This is a genomic window from Pedobacter africanus (genome assembly GCF_040548825.1).
GTDB lineage: Bacteria > Bacteroidota > Bacteroidia > Sphingobacteriales > Sphingobacteriaceae > Pedobacter > Pedobacter africanus_A.
The window spans coordinates 1,189,074-1,209,873 of record NZ_JBEPSL010000002.1 but is presented as its reverse complement, the minus strand read 5'-3'; the positions used below and the strand labels follow the sequence as shown (position 1 = coordinate 1,209,873).

Sequence of the window (20,800 nt, the reverse complement as noted above, 5' to 3'; positions counted from 1 at the left end):
AAAAATATTTTCAAATTACTATTGTATAATTAATAAATAGTCTTTACCTTTGCGGCACGAAAAAAGGCCGAAAGTTTAGGCACAATTTCAGAAAGAATGGCAAAAGCATCAGACATCAAAAATGGTAATATTCTTCGTTTTAACGGGGAATTGGTACAAGTAGAAGAGTTTCTGCACCGTACGCCGGGTAACCTGCGGGCGTTTTACCAAGCCAGAATGAGGAACGTAAAAACCGGTAAACTGGTTGAATACAGGTTTCGTGTAGATGAAGAGGTAGAGATTTGCCGTGTGGAAACCAGCGATTACCAGTATTTGTATGAAGATGGCGATGCACTGGTGGTAATGGATAACAATACTTATGAACAGTTTAATATTCCTAAACTGTTGTTCGGTAAAGCTGTCCGTTTCCTGAAAGAAGGAATGAATGTCATCATCGCATTTGAAAGCGATGAGCCGATTATGGCACAGACACCTTCGCATGTTGAATTGGAAATAACCTACTCAGAGCCTGCAGTTAAAGGCGACACCTCTACAAACGCATTGAAATATGCAACAGTAGAGACCGGAGTAGAGATAAAAGTGCCGATGTTTATCAATCAGGGCGATAAAGTGAAGATTGATACACGTACAGGTGACTATATAGAAAGAGTAAAATAAGAATTTTCATAGTTTAGTTTTAGGTTTAGGTTGATTGAGGCTTCGGAGTGGTTCCCGAAGCCTTCTTTTTTGCTTTGCTTTTTTGGAAAAACAATATGTGCCTCTGAGGCTGGAATCTTTTTCCTTGCTTCGCTGCGAAAAAAGTTCCTAGGCCTCTTCGACACAATATTGTTTTCCTTCGGGCGCAAAGGTTGGCGCAAAAAAGTAGGTCTTCGGGGTTTAGTTGGGGTGTTATTTATTGGTATGGCGCAGAAAAATGGAGTTTTAGCAAAAATTTTTTAGGGTTTGCACTGGCTTGAGTTTTTATCGCGTTGAGTGTTACTCCGTCTGAGTTGATGAGCTGGGTTTTGTTATCTTTGGATATGACAAAGGCAGAGATCAGAAAACAGGCGATTGCGCAAAGGAAAGCACTTTCGGATGGCCAGGTAGCAACCTATAGCGGGGCTTTGCTGGAACATTTTGCGGCGCTGGACTTTTCTACGGTTCAGACGGTACATGTTTTTTTGCCCATTGCAGAGAAGAAGGAGCCGGATACCTTCCTGTTTATCGACTGGCTGGCTTTACACCATCCGGAGATCCGGGTTATTGTACCCCGGGCAGATTTTGAGACAGCGTTGATGCACAATTATGTGTATGCCGGGAGGGAAGGGTTGTTGAAGAATGCTTACCATATACTGGAGCCGGCAAAAGGAGAATTGCACAATGGAGAGGTAGATATGGTACTGGTGCCCCTGCTGGCTTTTGATATCAGGGGCTACCGAGCAGGCTATGGAAAGGGGTTTTATGATCGCTTTTTGCAGGGGCTGGATACTTTGAAAATAGGGTTGTCCTTTTTTGGTCCGCTGGAACAGATCGATGATATAGATGCCTATGACGTGAGGCTGGATGCCTGCATCACCCCTGAAAAAATTTACCGCTTTTAATTTTTATTTGATCTTTAGGGGGTAACAAATGTTAAGCCCGCATGATATCACTCCAAACAGTTTGATTTTAAACTAAAGGAATGAAATTATGAAAAGGTTGATATTAATGGTAATGGCGGTCCTGTTTAGCAGCCTTACCTGGGCGCAGAGCCCCACAAAGCGTGCCTCCGGTGAGAACGGAGGGAGCATTAAGCGCGGAGAGCGCGGAACGCACATGAAAAGCAGGGATAATGCTGAACCTGGCAGGCTTCAGCTTTCTGCTTTCGGCGGTTTGAGCATGCCTATGGGCAGATACAAAAACGAAATCGGCCGCGCCAAGAACGGGTACTTTGGCGGACTGGCCGTAGACCAGTACTTCAGGGGCAACAAATGGGGCATCGGACTGGACGCCCGTTTCCTGAACCACGACATGCGCAAGTTCGACAGTGTATTTTTCGACAATGGCCATATCGGCACGACTTACTTCAACCACCCTTCTTTTCAGCACATCGCCCTAAGCGTAGGACCTACATATAGGGCGAGCTTTGGTAAAGTGGATCTGGAAGCTTTCCTGCGCGGAGGGGTATTGTTTGAAGGTTTTCCGCAGTATGCACAATCTATTTACGTGAATGCCGCTGCCGGGCCGCCTGCAAAGTTGTTTGACACCTATTACACCAGTAATTCCAAAGAAAAGACCAAATCCTGGATGGGCCTGGGCGGGATACGCATATCTTATGCCCTCAACAACAACTGGGGCCTGTTTGCGCAGGCCGATTACCTGAGGGCTTTCGGCAAAAGCTTTGGCAAAGACTCCAGTGAATTTTATGTTACCCGCTACAACGAAAAGAAAACGCTTGGCGCCAAGGATGTGCTGAATGTGAAAGATGGACAGATCACCAACATACTCGATTTCTATGAAGAACAACCCATTACTCAAAAAACTTTTGTACAGGCCATAAATGTGGGCCTTGGGATTAAATATACCTTTGGCAGCAAGCGTAAACCTGCGCCTGCACCGGTTACCAAAACGGTAGCACCACCAGCCCCGGCAGCACCTAAGGATATCCTGGTGGTGGTTAAAGACAAACAGACAGGTTTTGCGCTGAGCGGGGTGAAGGTTAAGGTCAGCCGTAATGGGGCCGACAATACCTCGATCAGCAATGCAGATGGGCAGGCAGAGCGGATTAAAGCCGCTGAAAAAGGCGCTTACCTGGTTACAGCTGTAAAAAATGGCATTGCCGCCGAGCCGGTAAACATTGCTGAAGAGGATTTTAACAAGGCAGGAAATGTGATCTACAAAGAGATCTTCCACGATGATCCCAGATTTACCCTGATCGGTGAAACGGTAAGGGCAAACGACAACAGCAAACTGCCGGGAATTGGTACCGTGCTGACCAATACGGGCAACAGCAGGAACATGACCCAGATCTCTGATGCGGAGGCTAAGTTTGTATACCAGCTGGAACAGGCCTCAGATTACCACATTGTGGCCAGTCAGGCCGGTAAGTTCTCACAAACCGAAAGTGTGACCACCAAAGGATTGGACAGGAGCAAAACCCTGTATGTGACCCTGAAACTTGGGGTAAGCAACCTGGATGCCGGTGCTGTATTTGTTTTGAAAAACATCCACTATGATTTCGACAAATGGAACATCAGGCCGGATGCCGGGCGGATTCTGGATAACCTGGTGAATGTAATGGCACAGAACCCGGGCTTAAGGATAGAACTTTCCTCACATACCGACAGCAGGGGTAAGGATGCCTACAACCTGCGCCTTTCACAACAAAGGGCTGAGTCTGCAGTAAATTACCTGGTAAGCAAAGGTGTGGCGCGCGACAGGATGGTGGCCAAAGGTTATGGGGAAACCAGGCTGCTGAACCGCTGTGCAAATGGTGTAGATTGCAGTGAGGATGAGCACCAGGCCAACAGGCGTACAGAGATCAAGGTATTGAAATACTAGGGGGTTGTTGATGGGGATAAAAGGGCTTGCTTAGGCAGGCCCTTTTTATTGCTGCGACTTCATAAAGTCGCTTATAAGATAGGCTATGGCTTTTGCTGCACTTGTACCCTGCCTGCCATCTGTTAAGGTCACTGCGCCTTCGCAAATGTGTAAGTAGGCGAATTTCTTGAGTGGGGTCAACAACAGCCGTCTGATTTCATTTAAGCTGAAGCCCGAAGGGGTCATGGCACTGGACAGGATATTTTCTATACAATCCAGGTCAATTTCCAGTCCGGGTGCAGCATCCATGTGTTTCAGGAGGTCGGTCCAGAAAGCGGACTGGGGCTGCGGACTTTGCAGCATGTCGTCGAAAAACACGGCATGGATGTTCGGGTTGCCGGCAATGCTTTCCAGGATGCCGGTATTGTTGTAGTTCTGGTGCAGGCCAAAAATGCCATAGTTGTTCAGCAGACCCTGCGCTATGGCATGGCTGAAGCCATTGCCGCTATGTCTTCCAGAGGGAGGTCTGAGGTCGGCATGGGCGTCGATATTGATCACATCAATCGGCCGTTTCAGTGCGGTTGCAGCGCCTTTAATGATGGGGTAGGCATTGTTGTGGCCCCCACCAATCACTATGGGGGTTTTACCCGCCGCCACTATTTTCTGGATTACAGGCGTTACAAGGTCGTCTATTTCCTGTACTTTTTGTTCCAGGCCCTTTATGCTGGTATCGGCGGGGTCCATGATGTCGAAATGCCCCAGGACAAGGAGTTCTTCGCCTTTGAGGAATCCGGTGCTTTGGATGTTCATCAGGGCTTTCAGGGCGGGCTGCCAGGCCGTTGCTGCCCCTGCAATGCCATGGTTTGCCCTTACACCGATATCTTCCGGGATGCCCAGCAAAATAAATTTTGCGCTTGAGACCGCCAGGTCGTCCAGGCTTGTGGCAAGCTGTACGCGTTCGCCCAGCTTGGTTTCCCCTTCCCTGTGGCTGATCAATTGGTTCAGATCGGCCTGGCTGTATATTTTCAGGTGGTCCATCAGCTGATTTTTCCGTTGAGTACAATGGTTTCAATCTGCGACTGGCCAAAGCTGTAAGGCAGGAAGGCCAGGGAAGGCATTTTCCGGGTGATGAACAGGTTGGCCATTTTGCCTTTGGCAATGCTGCCGGTCTGACCGCTCATTTCCAGTGCTGCGGCACCGTTTAAGGTGGCGGCATTGATGGCTTCTTCGGGGCGCATCCGGAGCTTGATACAGGCCAGGGATACCACCAGGTTCATGTTGCCGGAAGGCGTGGAGCCGGGGTTGTAATCGCTGGCTACTGCCACTGGAACATCTGCATTCATGAGTCCGCGCGCATTGGCAAAAGGGATATTGATGTAAAACGAGCAGGAGGGCAGTAGCGTGGCAATGGTATTGCCGCTTTGCAGGCTTTCTATGACCGCATCATCGGTCACCTCCAGGTGATCTACCGAAACGGCATGGTGTTTTACGCCCACCTGTACGCCTCCGGATATGGAGAGCTGGTTGGCATGTATTTTAGGTTTTAAGCCGTATCTGGCGGCTTCGGTAAGCAACCTGTCGGTATCTTCCACCGAAAAGAAGCCCTGTTCGCAAAAGGCATCCATATAGTCGGCCAGGCCTTCTTCTGCAACACGGGGCAACATCACCTCTGTAATCAGTTTGAGGTAACCTGCATGGTCGTTTTTGTATTCGGCAGGATAGGCATGGGCAGCCAGAAAAGAGGCCTTCACCGGGATAGGAAAATTTTCTTTAAGGCGGCGGACCACACGTAGCATTTTCAGCTCACTGTCGGTGCTGAGGCCGTAACCGCTTTTAATTTCTACAGCACCAGTACCTTGTCTGATCATGTCGTTCAGCCTGATGGCTGCCGATTCGTAGAGTTCCTCTTCCGAGGCAAGTTGTAGCTTACGGGCCGAATTTAAGATCCCGCCACCTGCAGCGGCAATCTCTTCATAACTTTTGCCATCTATTTTCATGACAAATTCTTCTTCCCTGGGGGCTGCAAATACGATGTGGGTATGGGAATCGCACCAGGAAGAAAAAACAAAACCGCCTTTGGCGTTGTGCGTGTGCAGGGCATTGGGCAGTTGCGCAGGCAGGTTGTCCATTGTTCCGAAATCTGCAATCTTACCATCTTCACATAAGATCCAGGCATTGTCAACTGCCGGCAGTTCCTGCATTTGTTTGCCCCGAAGCATCAGTGTGTTTTGTGGGTGTGTGCCTATCAAGCTGCTGATATTGGTGATAAGGAGTGCTGACATGGTTAAGGGTTAAGTTCTAATAAAATAGGGCAATGGTCAGAATGGATGGCATCGGCCAGGATGGCCACATGCTTTAAGCGGGCCAGCATGGGCTGTGTGGCCAGGTGGTAATCGATGCGCCAGCCCAGGTTCTTTGCCCTTGAATTGGCCCTGAAACTCCACCAGGTATAATGGTGCGGGTCTTTATTGAAGTGCCTGAAGGTATCGATAAAACCATTGTTCAGGAACAATTCCATCCATTCCCTTTCTTCAGGCAGGAAGCCTGAAGAGTTGGCATTAGATTTCGGGTTATGGATATCGATGGCCGTATGGCAAATGTTGTAATCGCCCGAAACGATCAGGTTGGGAAGGGCTTTGCGGAGTTCGCCGATATAATGGTCAAAAAAACGCATGAATTCGTATTTCTTCACCTGGCGCTCATCGCCGCTGGAACCTGAAGGGAGGTATACACTCATGAGCGAAAAATTGTCGAAATCTGCCCTTAAGATCCTGCCCTCTTTATCGATCCACTCTTCGCCGCAGCCATATTCAACATGGTTCGGCTTGATCCTGCTGAGGATAGCCACCCCGCTGTAGCCCTTTTTCTCGGCCGGGAACCAGTAGTGGTGATAGCCCAGCTGCTCAATCAGCGCAATAATTTCGGGGATTTGTGCGGGCAGGGCTTTCACTTCCTGCATGCAAACCATATCGGCATCGGTGGCTTGCAGCCAGCCGAAGAAATTTTTAGTGGAGGCAGAGCGGATGCCGTTGACGTTATAGGAGATAATCTTCATAGCTTAGGATAGTTTTTTTGTTTCTGCAGCAGCTTTTGCCTGCTTAGCCAGTTCTTTTTCCAGCTTGCGGGCTTCCCTGCGTTTTAGAACGGTAATGGTCATTTTTACATCTTCAGTGGGCCTGTTATTGCCGTCGGTTTTTACAATGGCGATTTTATCGACCATCTCCAGGCCTTTCACCACTTCGCCATAAACGGTATAATTGCGGTCAAGATGCGGTGTGCCGCCAATGGTTTTGTAGACTTCGCGCTGGTATTGGGGCAGTTTAAATTTCAGGCGTTTGTTTTCCAGATCGTCCAGCTGGGCATCGGAAAATGTTTTGCCCTGAACAATATAGAACTGGCTTCCGCTGGAGGCCTTTTCCGGATTGTTGTCGCGCGCAGCGGCCAATACGCCTTTTTTATGGAACAGGCTGTCGCGGAACTCTGCCGGAACAGTATAACCTACGGTTCCTTCTCCAACAAGCGCCCCTGCTACTGCTGTTTTAGAGTCCGGATCGCCGCCCTGGATCATGAAATCTTTGATGACCCGGTGAAACAGCGTACCGTTATAGGTTCCTTTTTCGGTCAGCTTCAGGAAATTGTCGCGGTGCTGCGGGGTTTCGTTATAGAGCCTGATGACACATTCGCCCAGTTCTGTTTTGATTTTAACGTACTGATGTTTGGGTTTTGCGGCAAATGCGGAGGCAAAGCACAGGCAAAGCAGCAGGGTGAAATACTTCTTCATGATTCAGTTTTATTACCCGGCTAAGTTATTTAATTACCCGCAGAAATTCTTATCATAGGTCAACAATTGCGGCGCCGGATCGTTATAGCTTTGTAAATCATTTAAAACAAAAAGAAGATGAAGAAGGTATTTTTATTCCTGGTTGCAGTGTCAATCAGCGTTGCGTCTTTCGCGCAAACCAAATGGACGGTAGATCCGATGCATTCCTTTGTGAATTTCTCTGTAAGGCACATGGGCATTTCTTTTGTTGACGGTTCGTTTAAAAAATTTGACGGCTCGGTTACCGCCGCCAAGGCCGACCTTACGGATGCAAAGATCAATTTTACAGTCGATGTGAACAGCATCACTACCGGGGTGGACATGCGCGACAACCACCTGAAAACAGACGATTTTTTCAATGCCGAAAAATTCCCGGCCATGACTTTTGAGGGCTCGTCCTTTAAAAAGCTGAAAGGGAACAATTATGCGCTGAGCGGAAAACTGACCATCCGCGACGTAACAAAAGACGTGGTCTTTAATGTGGTTTATGGCGGCACGGCCAAAGATCAGCAGGGCAATACCAAGGCCGGCTTTACGGCAACGACAACGGTAAACAGGCTGGATTATAACATCAAGTACGACCCGACAGGGGCTGGCGTAGGTAAAGAGGTTAAGGTAACCTTAAACCTGGAATTTGTTCAGGCAAAATAAATCATCATGTCTGGTTTAGCTGAATTCAAAACCTTTAACGCTAACCTGCAGGAGCAGGACAGCTTAATGCCCGTTTTATTTATTGGCCATGGTTCGCCGATGAATGGGATTGAAAACAATGCATTCAGCACCACATGGGCAGCAATGGCCAGGGATATTCCGCAGCCTAAGGCTGTACTGGTGGTTTCTGCCCATTGGTTTACACGCGGAACGCATGTTACGGCCATGGATTTCCCGAAGACCATTCATGATTTCGGAGGTTTTCCGCAGGCCTTGTTTGATGTGCAGTACCCTGCCCCGGGCGATCCGGCTTTGGCCGCAGAAACGGCCGGCCTGATCCATAGTGCGGTTGTTGGCCTGGATCACGACTGGGGCCTCGACCACGGGGCATGGACGGTAGTGCGGCACATGTATCCGCAGGCCAATATTCCTGTGCTGCAGTTGAGCATTGACTATACCAAAGCTCCGGAGTATCATTACCAGCTGGCCAAAGAGCTGTATGCCCTGCGTAAAAAGGGGGTACTCATTCTGGGCAGCGGCAATATGGTGCATAACCTGCGGATGATGAGCTGGGAAATGATCAATGGCGGGGGCTACGACTGGGCGCTGGAAATGAATGAGCGCTTCAAATCCCTGATCCTGAACCGGGAGCATCAGCGGCTGCTCGATTACCAGAACTTAGGTAAGGAAGCTATGCTGGCCATTCCTACGCCTGAACATTATCTGCCCCTGATGTATACCCTGGGACTGCAGAATACTACAGAAGGGGTTTCCCTGTTTAACGATAAAGCGGTGGGCGGCTCACTCACCATGACCTCCGTGAGGATAGGTTAATCCTCTTCGCTCTCCGCTCTCCGCGCTCACATTAGTTTTTTCAGCCATTTGAGCAGCCAGGATTTTCCCTCATAAGGGGGGTAAATGATTTTGGTGGTATTGATGCCCGGCTGAAATACGACAGCCCTTTCGTGCGAGAAAGCTTTAAAACCAAAAAAACCATGGCTGCTGCCCAGTCCGCTTGCATTTACACCGCCAAATGGCAGCCGCGGATTGGAAATGTGGACCAGCACATCATTTACACAGGCCCCGCCAGATGAAGTATTTTTCAGGATATGACGGATGTTGTTTTTGGACGAGCTGAAAATGTACAGCGCCAGGGGCTTGCTTTTTTCATTTACCCGGGCAATAGCCTCTTCCAGGTTTTCATAAGGGATCAGCGGCAACACCGGGCCAAATATTTCTTCTTCCATTACCGCTGTACCGAGGGGCAGCTGGCTGAGCAGGGTTGGGGATATGGATTGACTGGCCTCATCTTTTTCGCCGCCAAAAGCAATTCTGGCTCCCTTATTCACCGCATCGTCCATCAATCCTGCTATTCTGTTGAAATGTCTTTCATTGATGATTTTGGCATAACCCTCGGGGTTGGGCTGCCCCCCGGCTTTCAGGAACATGGCCGATGCCGCTTGTTTGTAATGCCCTATAAAGCTCTCCTGTTGCGACTGGGGCACCAGAACATAATCGGGTGCAATACAGGTTTGCCCCGCATTGAGCAGCTTGCCCCAGGCAATTTTTTCTGCCGCAACTTTCAGGTCCGCGGTTTCATCCACAATAACGGGCGACTTTCCGCCGAGTTCCAGGGTAACGGAGCTCAGGTGTTTGGCTGCGGCTTCCATCACCACCTTACCTATGGCGGTGCTGCCGGTAAAAAAGATATGGTCAAAAGGCAGGGCCAGCAGGGCTGTAGACACACTTACATCACCCTCAATGCAGCAGATTTCCTTTTCCTCAAAACAGGTTTTAACAATTTTGGCGATAATGGCACTGGTGGCGGGGCTAAGTTCCGAAGGTTTCAGGATGGCGCAATTACCGGCCGCAATGGCCGAGACCAGGGGCGCCATCATGAGCTGGAACGGATAGTTCCAGGGCGAGATGATGAGGCAGGAACCTTTGGGTTCGTACCAGATGCGGTTCCTGGCCAGCAGGCTGGTCATGGTTTTGCCTGCCCGTTTGGGCTTCATCCAGCTGCCCAGCTTGCTGATGGCAAAACGGAGCTCACTGTAAATAAAAATCACTTCGGTTACGGCGGCTTCAAAGCGGCTTTTACGCAGGTCACTTTGCAGGGCCGCATAAATGTCTTCCTCATGGTTTTCAATAGCGGCCATCAAAGTTTTTAATTTCTGAATTCTTTGTGTCGCATTGCTGTTTCTAAGCGTATATTTATGCTTTTGCTGGGCTTCAAATATGGAGTTGAGAGTTTGGCTCATGGAACAGGTTATTACAGATCAGATTTAAATATAGGAGATACAGGATGAAAAGAAGATTGTTTTTTGTTTTCACAATGCTGCTGGCGGCGCAGATCTGCAGGTCGCAAACCCTGAAAACCGGTGTGCTGGTCATTGGAAATGGGAATAATGCAATTGGGGCAGGCTTTCAGTCGGCCATTTCGGGCGTAAAAACGATCCTGCTGCTGCAGGCTCCGGAATACAGGCTTTCGGAAACGGACAGGAACCTGGCATCAGGACTGGAGCTGGACTTTCTGCATAAAATGCGCAGGGCGAAAGGGATCAAAGACAGTCTGGCTGCAGTTTATGTAGATGCTACAAGCGCCAATGCGGTGCTGAAATCCTGGGGCGACAGCCTTAAAAACCTGACGGTGATCCGGAACATCAAATGGTCGCGGATCAAACGTTCGGGCAACAACTGGAGTGTTTTGCTGGCCGATGGCAGGACCATTAAACCAGAAGTGCTGGTAAATGCCGATGCCAGTGGTCATGTTGATGCGGCCATACCGCTTACGGTTAAGCCGGCCGAAACCTGGCAGGATTTCAGTTATGCAAGCAACCTGTACCGGAACAGCATTGCGGCCGGATATGCCAAAGGCAATGCTACCGCGCAGTTTGTGCAGCTGTACAGCCTGCTCTTGCCCGGACAGGAAAACCTGGTGCTGCTGAACAGGGAAACGGAAAGCATGGCCGGGGGGCAGGCCGCGGGAGCTACAGCAGCCTATGCAGTTTTTTTTAAGACCAAAACCTCACTTTCCAACCTCAAGGCCATACAGCGCGAACTGATCAACTATAAGCTTTCTCTTATGCCTTTTGCTGACATTCCGAATGCCGACAGCAACTGGCAGGCCATTCAGTTCATAGGTTTGTCAGGTTTTCTGAAAGCCGGAATTGCTGATGGAAGGGCAAGTTTTATGCCGGATAAACCTGTAACAACCGCGGAAGTAAAGGAACCCATAAAAGAGTTTTATTACAAGGCCCAGATCTGGTTTGATGACTATAAACCTGCCGATATGACCATTGGAGGGGTGCTGGACCTGGTGTGCAGGGTAGGCAACAAGTCTCTGGAAACCACCAGGGAGGAAGTGAAGAAGAAATGGGGCAAGGGCTATCATTTTAAAACAGAATTTGATGAGGCCCGGGTGGCCACACGCAGGGAGTTTGCCGTGCTGGTAAATGAATACTTAAATCCTTTTGTGGTAAATACAGACAAAACGGGGAGGGTGCTGAGATGAGAAAACTTGGCCTGTTGTTTTGTTTGTTTGCGTTTACGGCTTCGGCGCAGCAGCTTGCCCCGCTAACGGTAGAAAAGATCATGAGGGACCAGAAATGGATCGGCGTTTCACCTTCAGCTTTCCGCTGGTCGGCCGACAGCAAACGGGTATTTTTTAACTGGAACCCAAAGGGAGCGGCCAAAGCGGGGCTTTACCAGGTAAATGTGGCCTCCGGTAAAACAGATACCATAAAGGCCCTGGCTGCCGATGAGGCCGTAGGGATGAGTTATGTGTATAATAAAGACCGTTCAATGGGGCTGGCCGAAAAGGGGGGCGACATTTATTGCTACGAACTGAAAACCGGCAAAGCCCGGAGGCTGACCAAAACAGAGGAATATGAAGGGAACCCGATGTTCTTAAGCAATGGAAATATCGCCTATCAAAAGGGCAGTAACTTTTTTGAACTTAACCTTAAAACAAGCGAAACCCGGCAGCTCAGCAATATTGTTAAGGGCAACAGGGGGCTGAGCGGAGATAAGAAAGCTGTTTCGAAGAAGGAGGAATGGTTAAAGCAGCAGCAAAGTGAGTTGTTTGATGTGCTCAGAAATAAGAAAGCGGATCAGCCTGAACTGCCATCAGCAAAGGATGCCGGAGCCGCAGACAAAAAAATGAAGCCCGTTTACATTGGAGAGAAAACACTGAGCGACCTGGTGCTGAGCCCTGATGCACATTACCTAAGTTATAAGCTACGGGAAGCCACCGATAAAGAGAAAAGAACAATTGTGCCGAGCTATGTGACGGCCTCGGGCTATACGGAAGACCTGAACACCAGGGCCAAGGTTGGAGAAACGCCTGCTGGTGCTGAAAGTTATATTTATGATTTGCGCAGGGATACCGTGTACAGAATCCTTACGGCACAGATCCCGGGGATCAAAGACCTGCCGGATTATTTAAAGGATTACCCTGCGGCGCTGGAAGAGCGGAAGAAAAAGAATGCCGACAGGATTGTGGAGCTTTCGGCGCCGAACTGGAACGAGAGCGGAACAGCGGCGGTTGTAGTGGCGGCATCGCATGATAATAAAGACCTTTGGCTGTTGAAGCTGGATGTTGCAAGCGGGGGGCTGAGCCTGGTAGACCGGCAGCGCGACGAGGCCTGGATTGGTGGGCCTGGCGCAGGGGAAGTTCAGTGGCTGGACAATGACCGGGTGTATTACCGGAGCGAGGCCAGCGGCTATGCACACATTTACGTAGCAGATGTACATACCGGTAAAAAGAAACAGTTGACTTCCGGAAACTGGGAAGTGCAATCCTTAAGGCTTTCCAAAAATAAACAGCGGTTTTACTTCAGTGCCAATAAGGAACATCCGGGGATCACCCATTTTTACAGCATGGATGTTACAGGTGGAAACCTGCAGCAGCTCACCAGCATGAAGGGTGGAAATGAAGTCCTGTTATCGCCCGATGAAAAATGGCTGGCCATTAACTATTCGTATATGAACAGGCCCTGGGAGCTGTACGTGCAGCCCAATAAGGCGGGGGCAAAAGCGCAAAAGATCACCAGCTCCACCACGGCGGAGTTCAATTCCTACAACTGGAGGGAGCCGGATCTGGTCAGCTTCAAAAACCGCTACGGGGATGAGGTGTATGCCAGGGTGTATCCGGCCAAAACACCGCATCCCAACCGCCCGGCAGTGGTATTTGTACACGGGGCAGGATACCTGCAGAATGTGCATTACTGGTGGAGCCAGTATTCAAGGGAGTATATGTTCAACAATATGCTGGCCGACAACGGCTACACCGTAATCGATATCGATTATACGGCCAGCTCGGGCTATGGGCGTAAGCACCGTACCGGCATTTACCGGCATATGGGCGGCAAAGACCTGAGCGACCAGGTAGACGGGGTGCAAATGCTGGTAGAAAAATATGGGGTAAACCCCAGACATGTGGGCTTGTATGGCGGCTCTTACGGTGGTTTCATTACGCTGATGGCTTTGTTTAAGGAGCAGGAAGTGTTTGCCAGCGGGGCGGCTTTGCGGTCGGTAACAGACTGGGCCCATTACAATCATGGTTATACCTCAAATATTTTAAACGAACCTTATAATGATGAGTTGGCCTATAAGCGCAGTTCGCCCATTTACTTTGCAGATGGACTGAAGGGGAATTTGCTGATGTGCCATGGTATGGTAGATGTGAACGTGCATTTTCAGGATATCGTAAGGCTTTCGCAGCGGCTCATAGAGCTGGGAAAGAACAACTGGGAGCTGGCGGTGTACCCGGTAGAAGACCATGGTTTTACCACGCCCAGCGGCTGGACAGACGAGTACAAAAGGATATATAAATTATTCGAGTCTACATTGAAAAAGCCATAGATTTCTTCTATACTACTATCAACATTAAGTATGTGTTATCTCTTCAAATTGATTGTTTTTGAAGGGGGATAGCCGTACCTTTGTGCCATCAAAAAAATAATATAATTATGGCAATAGTAGGTAAAAAATTCCCTAGTGTAAGTATTGATGCAATGTCCGAAATGGGCGATGATCTGAAGATCAATGTATTTGAAGAAGCAGTAAGCAAACAAAGCAAAGTTTTATTATTCTGGTACCCAAAAGATTTTACTTTTGTATGCCCAACAGAACTACATGCCTTCCAGGCTGCCCTGCCTGATTTTGAAAAAAGGAACACCATTGTAATCGGTGCTTCCTGCGATACCAACGAAGTGCATTTTGCATGGTTAAATACGGCAAAAGACAATGGCGGTATTGAAGGTGTAACTTATCCGATCCTGGCAGATACACACAGGCACCTGGCCAACATTTTAGGTATTGTTGATCAGGACGTCGCTTATGACGAAGAAGGAAACGAGTCTTTCTCTGGTTCAAATGTAACTTTCAGGGCAACTTATTTAATTGACGAAACCGGTAAGGTTTTCCACGAAAGTGTAAACGATATGCCTGTAGGCAGAAACGTAAAAGAATACCTGCGTTTAATTGATGCTTATGCCCACGTACAAAAGCACGGCGAAGTTTGCCCTGCAAACTGGGAAGAAGGAAAATCGGCCATGAACGCCAACAGAACTGGTGTTGCTGAATATTTAAGCGCTAACTAATAAATTAAAAAATCATGTTTTTAGAATTAACAGAAGATAATCTTCAACAATATGTTGCAGACAACAACAAGGTAATGGTTCAATATGCCGCATCCTGGTGCGGAAACTGCCGGATCATGAAGCCGAAGTTTAAAAAGCTGGCAGCAGAAAATGAAGATGTTGCTTTCCTTATTGTTGATGCTGAAAAACTTCCGGGCTCGCGAAAACTGGCTAACGTTGATAATTTGCCAACTTTTGCTGCCTTTGAAGGCGGGGCACTGGTTGATCAGGTTCAAACCAATAAGGCTGAAGTATTGGGCGAATTATTTAACAAGATAAAGTAATGAAGATTCCGGTAATAAGACAACTGTTCCAGAACAGCACACCAGAAGAACTTGAAGCAACCCTTGGGGTTTTAGAGGCCTTTTGTGAGTTCAGAGGGGTAAGTGAAGAAGAAATAGATGTGGCAGGGGAAATGATCACCAACATCTGCGGCGCGCTTGAAGTACATGAAAGTGTAAAATCGGGCGTAGCGGAAAGAGATGCGCTGAATGCGTTCGGACAGAAAGTAATGGGCGCTATTGACAGATAATAGTGTTCCTGAAGATAAAAAAATGGCGGCCCCCAAAGGAGGCCGCCATTTTTTTATCTTCAGGAACGCTTCCTTTTTAAAACTTCAACCTTAAATCCAGCAGGAGGTTTCTTGGGTTTTGCGGCATACCTGTTGGGTTCCAGTAATGCTTATCGCCAATGTTATTTGCTTTAATACCTACGCGGTATTTGGCTTGCTCGTAAAATACGGTGGCGTTTACCAGCGTGTAGCCAGGCAATGTAAAACGGTTGGCACTGTCAAACCAGGAGTCGCTTACATAGTTTCCTCCGGCACCAATACCCAATCCTTGCAAAGCGCTGGCTGGTAACACATAACTTGCCCAGAAATTCGCTACATTTTTCGGGCTGGCCATCAAAGATTTTCCGGTTAGTGCAGGCGATGCTTTTTCATATTTGTTTTGGTTGTAGGCGTAACCAGCCACAATATTTAACCCAGTAATTGGGTTGGCCGTAAGGTCGAATTCTAAACCCCTGCTGCGCTGGGTGCCATCTTGCAGGGTGAGTACCTGGCCGCTTACGGTTTCGGTACGGGTAGAATTGCTTACTTTGATGTCGTAATAACTTAATGAACCACTGATGCGCTCATTAAGGAAGCTGTACTTGATACCGCCTTCCAGCTGGTTGGCATATTGTGGTTTAAGGCCTTCAAGTACGCCGTCTACGCTTTGCTGCGCAGGGGCCAGGTTGGCAAAACCATTCATGTAATTGGCAAAAACAGAAAGTTTTTCTGGCAATACCTGGTACACCAATCCGAATTTTGGCGATAAGGCTGTTTGCTGGTAGTCGCCAGAACGTTTACCGGTTGCAAAAGCGAATGCCCCCTTAGTGGTATAACGCTCTACCCTTAAACTGGCCATAGCCATCAGTTGGGGGGTAATGTTCAGCACATCGGATGCATATGCCGCATAATTGATACCGCCAAAGGTAGTGGCGGCAAATTTTCCTGCTGATAAGGCGTCTATCTTTTCTTTGTTAAAGTCGGTAATTTCAGGTTTATTGATGTTTACGCGGTCGTAAGCTACAGTTGCCCTGTTCAGGCTGTAATAATTGCGGTTATAGTCTAAGCCCAACACCATCCGGTTGCGCAAACCTGCAATTTTAAAGTCACCGATAAAGTTCTGCTGCAATTCTATATTGCCAAAGGTTTCTGGTGTTTGGTTACGAACGGTACGGGCAATGGTAGAATCATTAGCAATGGTAAAAGTGCTCCACAGCAGGTGATCATATTTTCCTTCTGAATACAGGAATTTAGTTTGCGATTTCCAGGTATCTGATATTTTGTATTCTGCTTCGGCCCCGATGTCATTTACACCGATCTTAGCATCTACAGAGTTGTTGCCCAACGATCTTTCGTAAGGTAGTTTCCACTGGCGGAAATTGCGAAAGCTGATGCTGTCCAGATTGGCAGGCAAAGCAAAAGAAGTGGTGGTATAGCTGTTGCGGGTGATACTGGCTTCTATCAGGAATTTTAGTTTGTCGTTTACCTGGTAACTAAAGCTGGGGGCAAATGCAAAATTTTTTGCGTAGCCCTGGTCCTGAAAAGAGCCCTGGCTTTGCCATGCTGCATTTACCCGCAGCAACTGCTTGCCTTCACTGTCTAGTACATGGTTCACATCGGCACTAAGGCGGGCAAGGTTAAAGCTGCCAGCGGTAAGGCCCAGCTCTACAGCATTGCGCCCAAATGGCCTTTTTGTTACATAGTTGTATACCCCGCCAAAACTACTTGCGCGGCCTGTGCCAAATAAAGTGCCGGTTGGGCCTTTCATTACTTCTACGCGCTCTATAATGGCCGGGTTCATCGGGTAAATGGCACTGGTTACCAATCCGTTCCGGAAACCATTGGTGTTGGAAAAACCACGCTGACTGATACCCTGTGAACCTCCTGCCGAAAAGTTGGGTACCGCACCGGGTATGTTGTAATACAAATCTGTCCGTTCCAATACAATCTGCTGGTTAAACAGCGCACTGGTTACCACATTGTAAATCTGAGGGTTCTCCAGGTTTTTTAAGGGCAAACGGGCAGGGTTTTCTGTCTCGCGCTGCACAATCTTTTTACGGCGGGCAGCTTCCACTGCCACTTCCTGAAGGGCACCGCTGCCCTGTAATATAAAATTAACCGTTAGGCTTTGACCAGCTTGCAGGCTTATGGTTTTGCTCTGGCTTTCCAGGCCGGTGTAACTTGCAGTAATGGTATAATCGCCTGCCGGAATATTTTTAAAAGTAAAACGGCCATTTTCGCCCGCTGCGATTTTGCGGAGTCCGGTGATGCTCACTGTTGCCTGCAGGGCAGGTTCACCATCAGCAGTTTTAATTGTACCTGTAATGCGCCCATTATTCTGGGCAAAGCCGCTGCCATAGCTTAGCAGCAGGCAGAACAATAAAGTGTATTGGATAAATTTGTACATAAATTATTTAAATGAAGTTTGGCCTGGAAGGTGAGCGGCTTCCATTGAAATCGCGGCAAACTTAATTATATTTAGTCTAAATAGCCAGGTGCGTTGCAAAATTTATTTAACATAGACAATTTCCATTCATGGAATAAAGCGCTCAATGGTTTCATATTTCCAGCCCAGCTACTACCATATGCTACGGCAGGTAGTTCCCAATTGCCTTTCCATTTTACCGGCAGCATTTCATTTTTATCATTAACAATAAACAGTTTGAAACGGTTAAGTACTGCCGGAGCTACTGTGCATTAGAAACAAGTTGAAACAGCACAAAATAACGAGAGGTAATAATTTTCCATACCAGGATGATTTACTCAAATATAAGAGAAGCTTATAAACAGGTACAGGTTTTGAATATTTTAGGGACAAAGTGGGCTGAATGAAGAGATCTCTTGTCCGGTTTGGTTCAAGAGATCTCTCCTATCATTGAGACGACGGGAGCTCACGCGATGACGGGAATTTATTTGACGAAGCGTTTAGCGTTAAGCCAGGTTACGACCTGCATTTACGATGCCATAGACCGTTCTGATGGCCAGTTTTTCGTAAGATTGCTGTTCTTCTTCGCTGAGCTCTGTTTGCAGCTGCTCCAGGGCAAAGTGCTGGATGAGTACCAGCGGCAGTACAATTTTCTCTCTTACGGCAATAGAGCTCTTCTCTACAGGGTAATTCTCCATCAGGGTACTGTGGCCCGAAAGCTTTAACAGCATGTTTTTAGAGAGCTCAAACTCGTCGTGCAACGTTTTCCAGAACGCGCCATATTCTTTGTCGTTGGCAAAGTGCGCGGTAATGGAGAAATCAGATTTGCTCATAGACATCATACAGTTGTCGATGATGGTTTTGAAGTAGCCCGATTCCTGATAGGTTTTAACCACTTTGTCCCAGTTGCCCAGCTTTTCCTGGTTTTTCAGGGCTGTGCCCATGCCATAAAAGCCCGGGATGTTCTGTTTCAGCTGACTCCATGCTGTTACAAAGCTGATGGCCCTCAGGTCCTCCAGTTTTAATGCCCCTCCGGCATTGCGTTTTACCGGCCGACTGCTGATGGTGATCTTGGACAGGAGCGTGAGCGGCGAGAATTTCTCCAGGTAACTTAAAAACAGGGGGTGCTGGCGCAGGGCTACAAAAGAATCGTAGCTTTCTTTGGCCATCACATCCAGCAGGTCTTTGTGCAGAGGGTCGAGCAGGATGTTGTGTGTTTCCTTTATTCCGGCCGACATGCCCGCATTGATCAGCTGTTCGATGTTGAATTCGGCACTGTCTATAGAGCCATACTGGGAACTGATGGTTTGTCCCTGTATGGTAAGCTGGATATTTTTATTGGCAATTTCTTTACCCATAGAGGCATAGAAACGGTGTGTTTTGCCGCCGCCCCTGGAAGGAGGGCCACCACGGCCGTCGAAAAAGGCCAGCTGTATGTTGTGTTTATTTGCAGTTTCAGTAAGGGACACCTTGGCGTTAAAGATAGACCAGTTGGCCATCAGATATCCGCCATCTTTGGTACTGTCAGAGAAGCCCAGCATGATGTGCTGTTTGTTGCCCCTTCTTTTGAGGTGTGCCTTGTAAAAAGGATGGGCATACAGGGTTTCCATAATTTCGGCCGCGTCGGCAAGGTCGTGCACGGTTTCAAACAGGGGAACAAAATCTATCGACAGATTGCTTTCTTCCCAGCCATTCCAGAGGAAAAGCTCCATCAGCTGCAGGATGTCGCTGGCCTGCTGGCAGTTGCTGATGATGAAACGGTGGCAGGCCAGTTCGCCATTGCTTTCCTGAATCTGTTTGATCTCGGCAATGGTTTGCAGGGTGTCTTTAACCAGGGAATCTGCATTTTCAGTATAGTTGAGCTTGGCGCTTTTGAAAGAAAGTGCTTTGATCTTTTCTGTTTCGCTGAGGCTGTCGTAATTTTCAGGGAAGAGGGAAATGATGGGTTTGCTCTGGCGGCAAAAGGCATGCACATTCCTCAGCACCCGGCTATCCTGACGGATGTCGAGAGAGGCGAAGTGACAGCCATAAAGTTCCACCTTCCGGATCAGGTCGGATGCCAGATCGGCAAACAGGCCGTCGTGGTCATCTATCAGGGTGGTTCTGATCTTGTTCAGGTTCTCGATCAGGAAGCCGGAAATGTTTTCTATTTCGATATTGGGGTCGAATGCGTTTTTGTACAGCACATCCTGCACAATCGCAATGGGCTCTTCCACGCCCCTGAAGGTGATCCTGCGTTTCAGGTTCCTGAAGTCGCGGTAATAGCAGCGGAATAGGATCTGCCGTAGCATTTTGGACACCTGTATAGTGGAATCGGCATGTACGTTAGGGTTGCCGTCCCTGTCGCCCCCGGGCCAGAAGCCCAGTTCTATGATCTTTTTGGATTCCAGGTTATAGTCGTTCAGGCTTTTATCCACTTCAGACTGGATATTGGCGGCGGCAAAGTAAAATACATTTTCCAGGTACCAGGCCAGGCTCAGGGCTTCATCAACCGGGGTCGGCGATTTCTTATTGAAGAAAGGGGTTTTGCCCAGTTGCTGGAGCAGCAGGTTGATGCTGGATATATCGTTGGTTTTGATGGCCGTGGTGAGGTCGGTAATGATGGAAAGCACACTGCCCGGGTAAAATTGGGTGGGGTGTGCCGTTAACACCAGGCGCAGGGAAAACTCATCGATGAGTTTTTCGATCTTGTCGTTCAGCGCCTTGTTGTCTATCCCTTTTTTGAGGTAAGACAGCAAGGCATTGTGTTCATCAGAAGCATTCAGCTTATTGAAAGAAGCGTCTTCTACGGCATCGAACAATACCACCTGGCGTTCTATGTACTGGATAAAACGGAACAGCAGGTCAATAATGTCCTTGCTGGCCTGGGTTTGGGTGTACTTCTTAAAAAAAGCATCGATAATAGCTGCCGGGGTTTCATGGTTGTTTACGCCATCCTCGCAGTACTTGATAAACAGGGGCAGCAAAGTCCCTGTGTCTTTAATTTTGTAGAACGGAAGGGTAAGAAAAAGGCTGTTGTAGAGTTCGAACCGGGATACAACTTCGTTGTTAAACGTAGATTCCCTCTGCCCTTTTGCGCGTAGTTTCTGCATCATAATCTGGTGGAAAAAAATTCGCGCTTAAAGTAGCAAAAATGATTGAAAAAACGACTTAAACGGTGGATAAAATTATTTTGATTTTTACGCCAGAATTTTTTAACTTAGGATTATAGA

17 protein-coding genes are annotated in these 20,800 nt (G+C 48.1%); 10 read left to right on the top strand and 7 right to left on the bottom strand.

The window, feature by feature from the left end; translation table 11 throughout:
• Window positions 1-96: 96 nt before the first annotated feature.
• From efp to ABIE26_RS15300, 3 genes are all read left to right on the top strand, one after another.
• Window positions 97-657: an elongation factor P gene (gene efp, locus ABIE26_RS15310; RefSeq protein ID WP_084238268.1), complete on the top strand. Its 561-nt coding sequence runs from the start codon at window positions 97-99 to the stop codon at window positions 655-657.
• Between the two features lie 362 nt (window positions 658-1,019).
• Window positions 1,020-1,580, top strand: coding sequence for a 5-formyltetrahydrofolate cyclo-ligase (locus tag ABIE26_RS15305; RefSeq protein WP_310141649.1), 561 nt, complete (start codon window positions 1,020-1,022; stop codon window positions 1,578-1,580).
• Window positions 1,581-1,668: 88 nt separating this feature from the next.
• Window positions 1,669-3,519, top strand: coding sequence for an OmpA family protein (locus tag ABIE26_RS15300; RefSeq protein ID WP_310141651.1), 1,851 nt, complete (start codon window positions 1,669-1,671; stop codon window positions 3,517-3,519).
• A 45-nt stretch (window positions 3,520-3,564) separates the two neighbouring features.
• On the opposite strand, the gene ABIE26_RS15295 is transcribed toward ABIE26_RS15300, so the two are convergent.
• From ABIE26_RS15295 to ABIE26_RS15280, 4 genes are read right to left on the bottom strand one after another with little or no spacing between them, the layout of a single operon-like run.
• Complete coding sequence (locus tag ABIE26_RS15295; RefSeq protein ID WP_310141653.1) at window positions 3,565-4,536, bottom strand: formimidoylglutamase; 972 nt, start codon at window positions 4,534-4,536, stop codon at window positions 3,565-3,567.
• Window positions 4,536-5,780 carry an imidazolonepropionase gene (gene hutI / locus ABIE26_RS15290; RefSeq protein ID WP_310141655.1) on the bottom strand — a complete coding sequence of 415 codons (1,245 nt, stop codon included), beginning with the start codon at window positions 5,778-5,780 and terminating at the stop codon, window positions 4,536-4,538. Before hutI ends, ABIE26_RS15295 begins: the two co-directional genes overlap by 1 nt.
• Before the next feature lie 2 nt (window positions 5,781-5,782).
• Entirely contained in the window at window positions 5,783-6,553 is a 771-nt protein-coding gene (locus ABIE26_RS15285) for an exodeoxyribonuclease III (RefSeq protein WP_310141656.1), read from the bottom strand.
• A gap of 3 nt (window positions 6,554-6,556) precedes the next feature.
• Window positions 6,557-7,279 carry a peptidylprolyl isomerase gene (locus tag ABIE26_RS15280; protein WP_310141658.1) on the bottom strand — a complete coding sequence of 241 codons (723 nt, stop codon included), beginning with the start codon at window positions 7,277-7,279 and terminating at the stop codon, window positions 6,557-6,559.
• 117 nt (window positions 7,280-7,396) lie between these two features.
• On the opposite strand from ABIE26_RS15280, the gene ABIE26_RS15275 reads away from it, so the two are divergent.
• Both ABIE26_RS15275 and ygiD read left to right on the top strand, forming a co-directional pair.
• Window positions 7,397-7,969 (top strand): YceI family protein, encoded by a 573-nt coding sequence (locus ABIE26_RS15275; protein ID WP_310141659.1) that lies wholly within the window; start codon window positions 7,397-7,399, stop codon window positions 7,967-7,969.
• A 6-nt stretch (window positions 7,970-7,975) separates the two neighbouring features.
• Entirely contained in the window at window positions 7,976-8,803 is an 828-nt protein-coding gene (gene ygiD, locus ABIE26_RS15270; protein WP_310141662.1) for a 4,5-DOPA dioxygenase extradiol, read from the top strand.
• A gap of 26 nt (window positions 8,804-8,829) precedes the next feature.
• Here ygiD and ABIE26_RS15265 read toward each other — a convergent pair whose 3' ends face one another.
• Window positions 8,830-10,230 carry an aldehyde dehydrogenase family protein gene (locus ABIE26_RS15265; protein ID WP_310141663.1) on the bottom strand — a complete coding sequence of 467 codons (1,401 nt, stop codon included), beginning with the start codon at window positions 10,228-10,230 and terminating at the stop codon, window positions 8,830-8,832.
• Between the two features lie 44 nt (window positions 10,231-10,274).
• Here ABIE26_RS15265 and ABIE26_RS15260 point away from each other — a divergent pair, with 44 nt between their 5' ends.
• The 5 genes from ABIE26_RS15260 (at window position 10,275) to ABIE26_RS15240 (ending at window position 15,145) form a co-directional block, all read left to right on the top strand.
• Window positions 10,275-11,483 carry a hypothetical protein gene (locus ABIE26_RS15260; protein ID WP_310141666.1) on the top strand — a complete coding sequence of 403 codons (1,209 nt, stop codon included), beginning with the start codon at window positions 10,275-10,277 and terminating at the stop codon, window positions 11,481-11,483.
• Entirely contained in the window at window positions 11,480-13,834 is a 2,355-nt protein-coding gene (locus ABIE26_RS15255) for a S9 family peptidase (RefSeq protein ID WP_310141668.1), read from the top strand. Before ABIE26_RS15260 ends, ABIE26_RS15255 begins: the two co-directional genes overlap by 4 nt.
• Window positions 13,835-13,941: 107 nt before the next feature.
• On the top strand, window positions 13,942-14,574 hold the full coding sequence (locus ABIE26_RS15250; protein ID WP_084238256.1) for a peroxiredoxin: 633 nt from the start codon (window positions 13,942-13,944) through the stop codon (window positions 14,572-14,574).
• Window positions 14,575-14,588: 14 nt separating this feature from the next.
• Window positions 14,589-14,897: a thioredoxin family protein gene (locus tag ABIE26_RS15245; RefSeq protein WP_084238255.1), complete on the top strand. Its 309-nt coding sequence runs from the start codon at window positions 14,589-14,591 to the stop codon at window positions 14,895-14,897.
• Window positions 14,897-15,145, top strand: a complete 249-nt coding sequence (locus ABIE26_RS15240; RefSeq protein WP_084238254.1) for a DUF6952 family protein — start codon at window positions 14,897-14,899, stop codon at window positions 15,143-15,145. Before ABIE26_RS15245 ends, ABIE26_RS15240 begins: the two co-directional genes overlap by 1 nt.
• Window positions 15,146-15,221: 76 nt before the next feature.
• Here the strand turns inward: ABIE26_RS15240 and ABIE26_RS15235 are convergent, their stop codons facing one another.
• Both ABIE26_RS15235 and ABIE26_RS15230 read right to left on the bottom strand, forming a co-directional pair.
• Window positions 15,222-17,570, bottom strand: coding sequence for a TonB-dependent receptor (locus tag ABIE26_RS15235; protein WP_310141673.1), 2,349 nt, complete (start codon window positions 17,568-17,570; stop codon window positions 15,222-15,224).
• Window positions 17,571-18,094: 524 nt separating this feature from the next.
• A complete protein-coding gene (locus ABIE26_RS15230) occupies window positions 18,095-20,683 on the bottom strand; it encodes a phosphoenolpyruvate carboxylase (protein ID WP_310141677.1) in 2,589 nt (862 codons plus the stop codon).
• Window positions 20,684-20,800 lie beyond the last annotated feature (117 nt).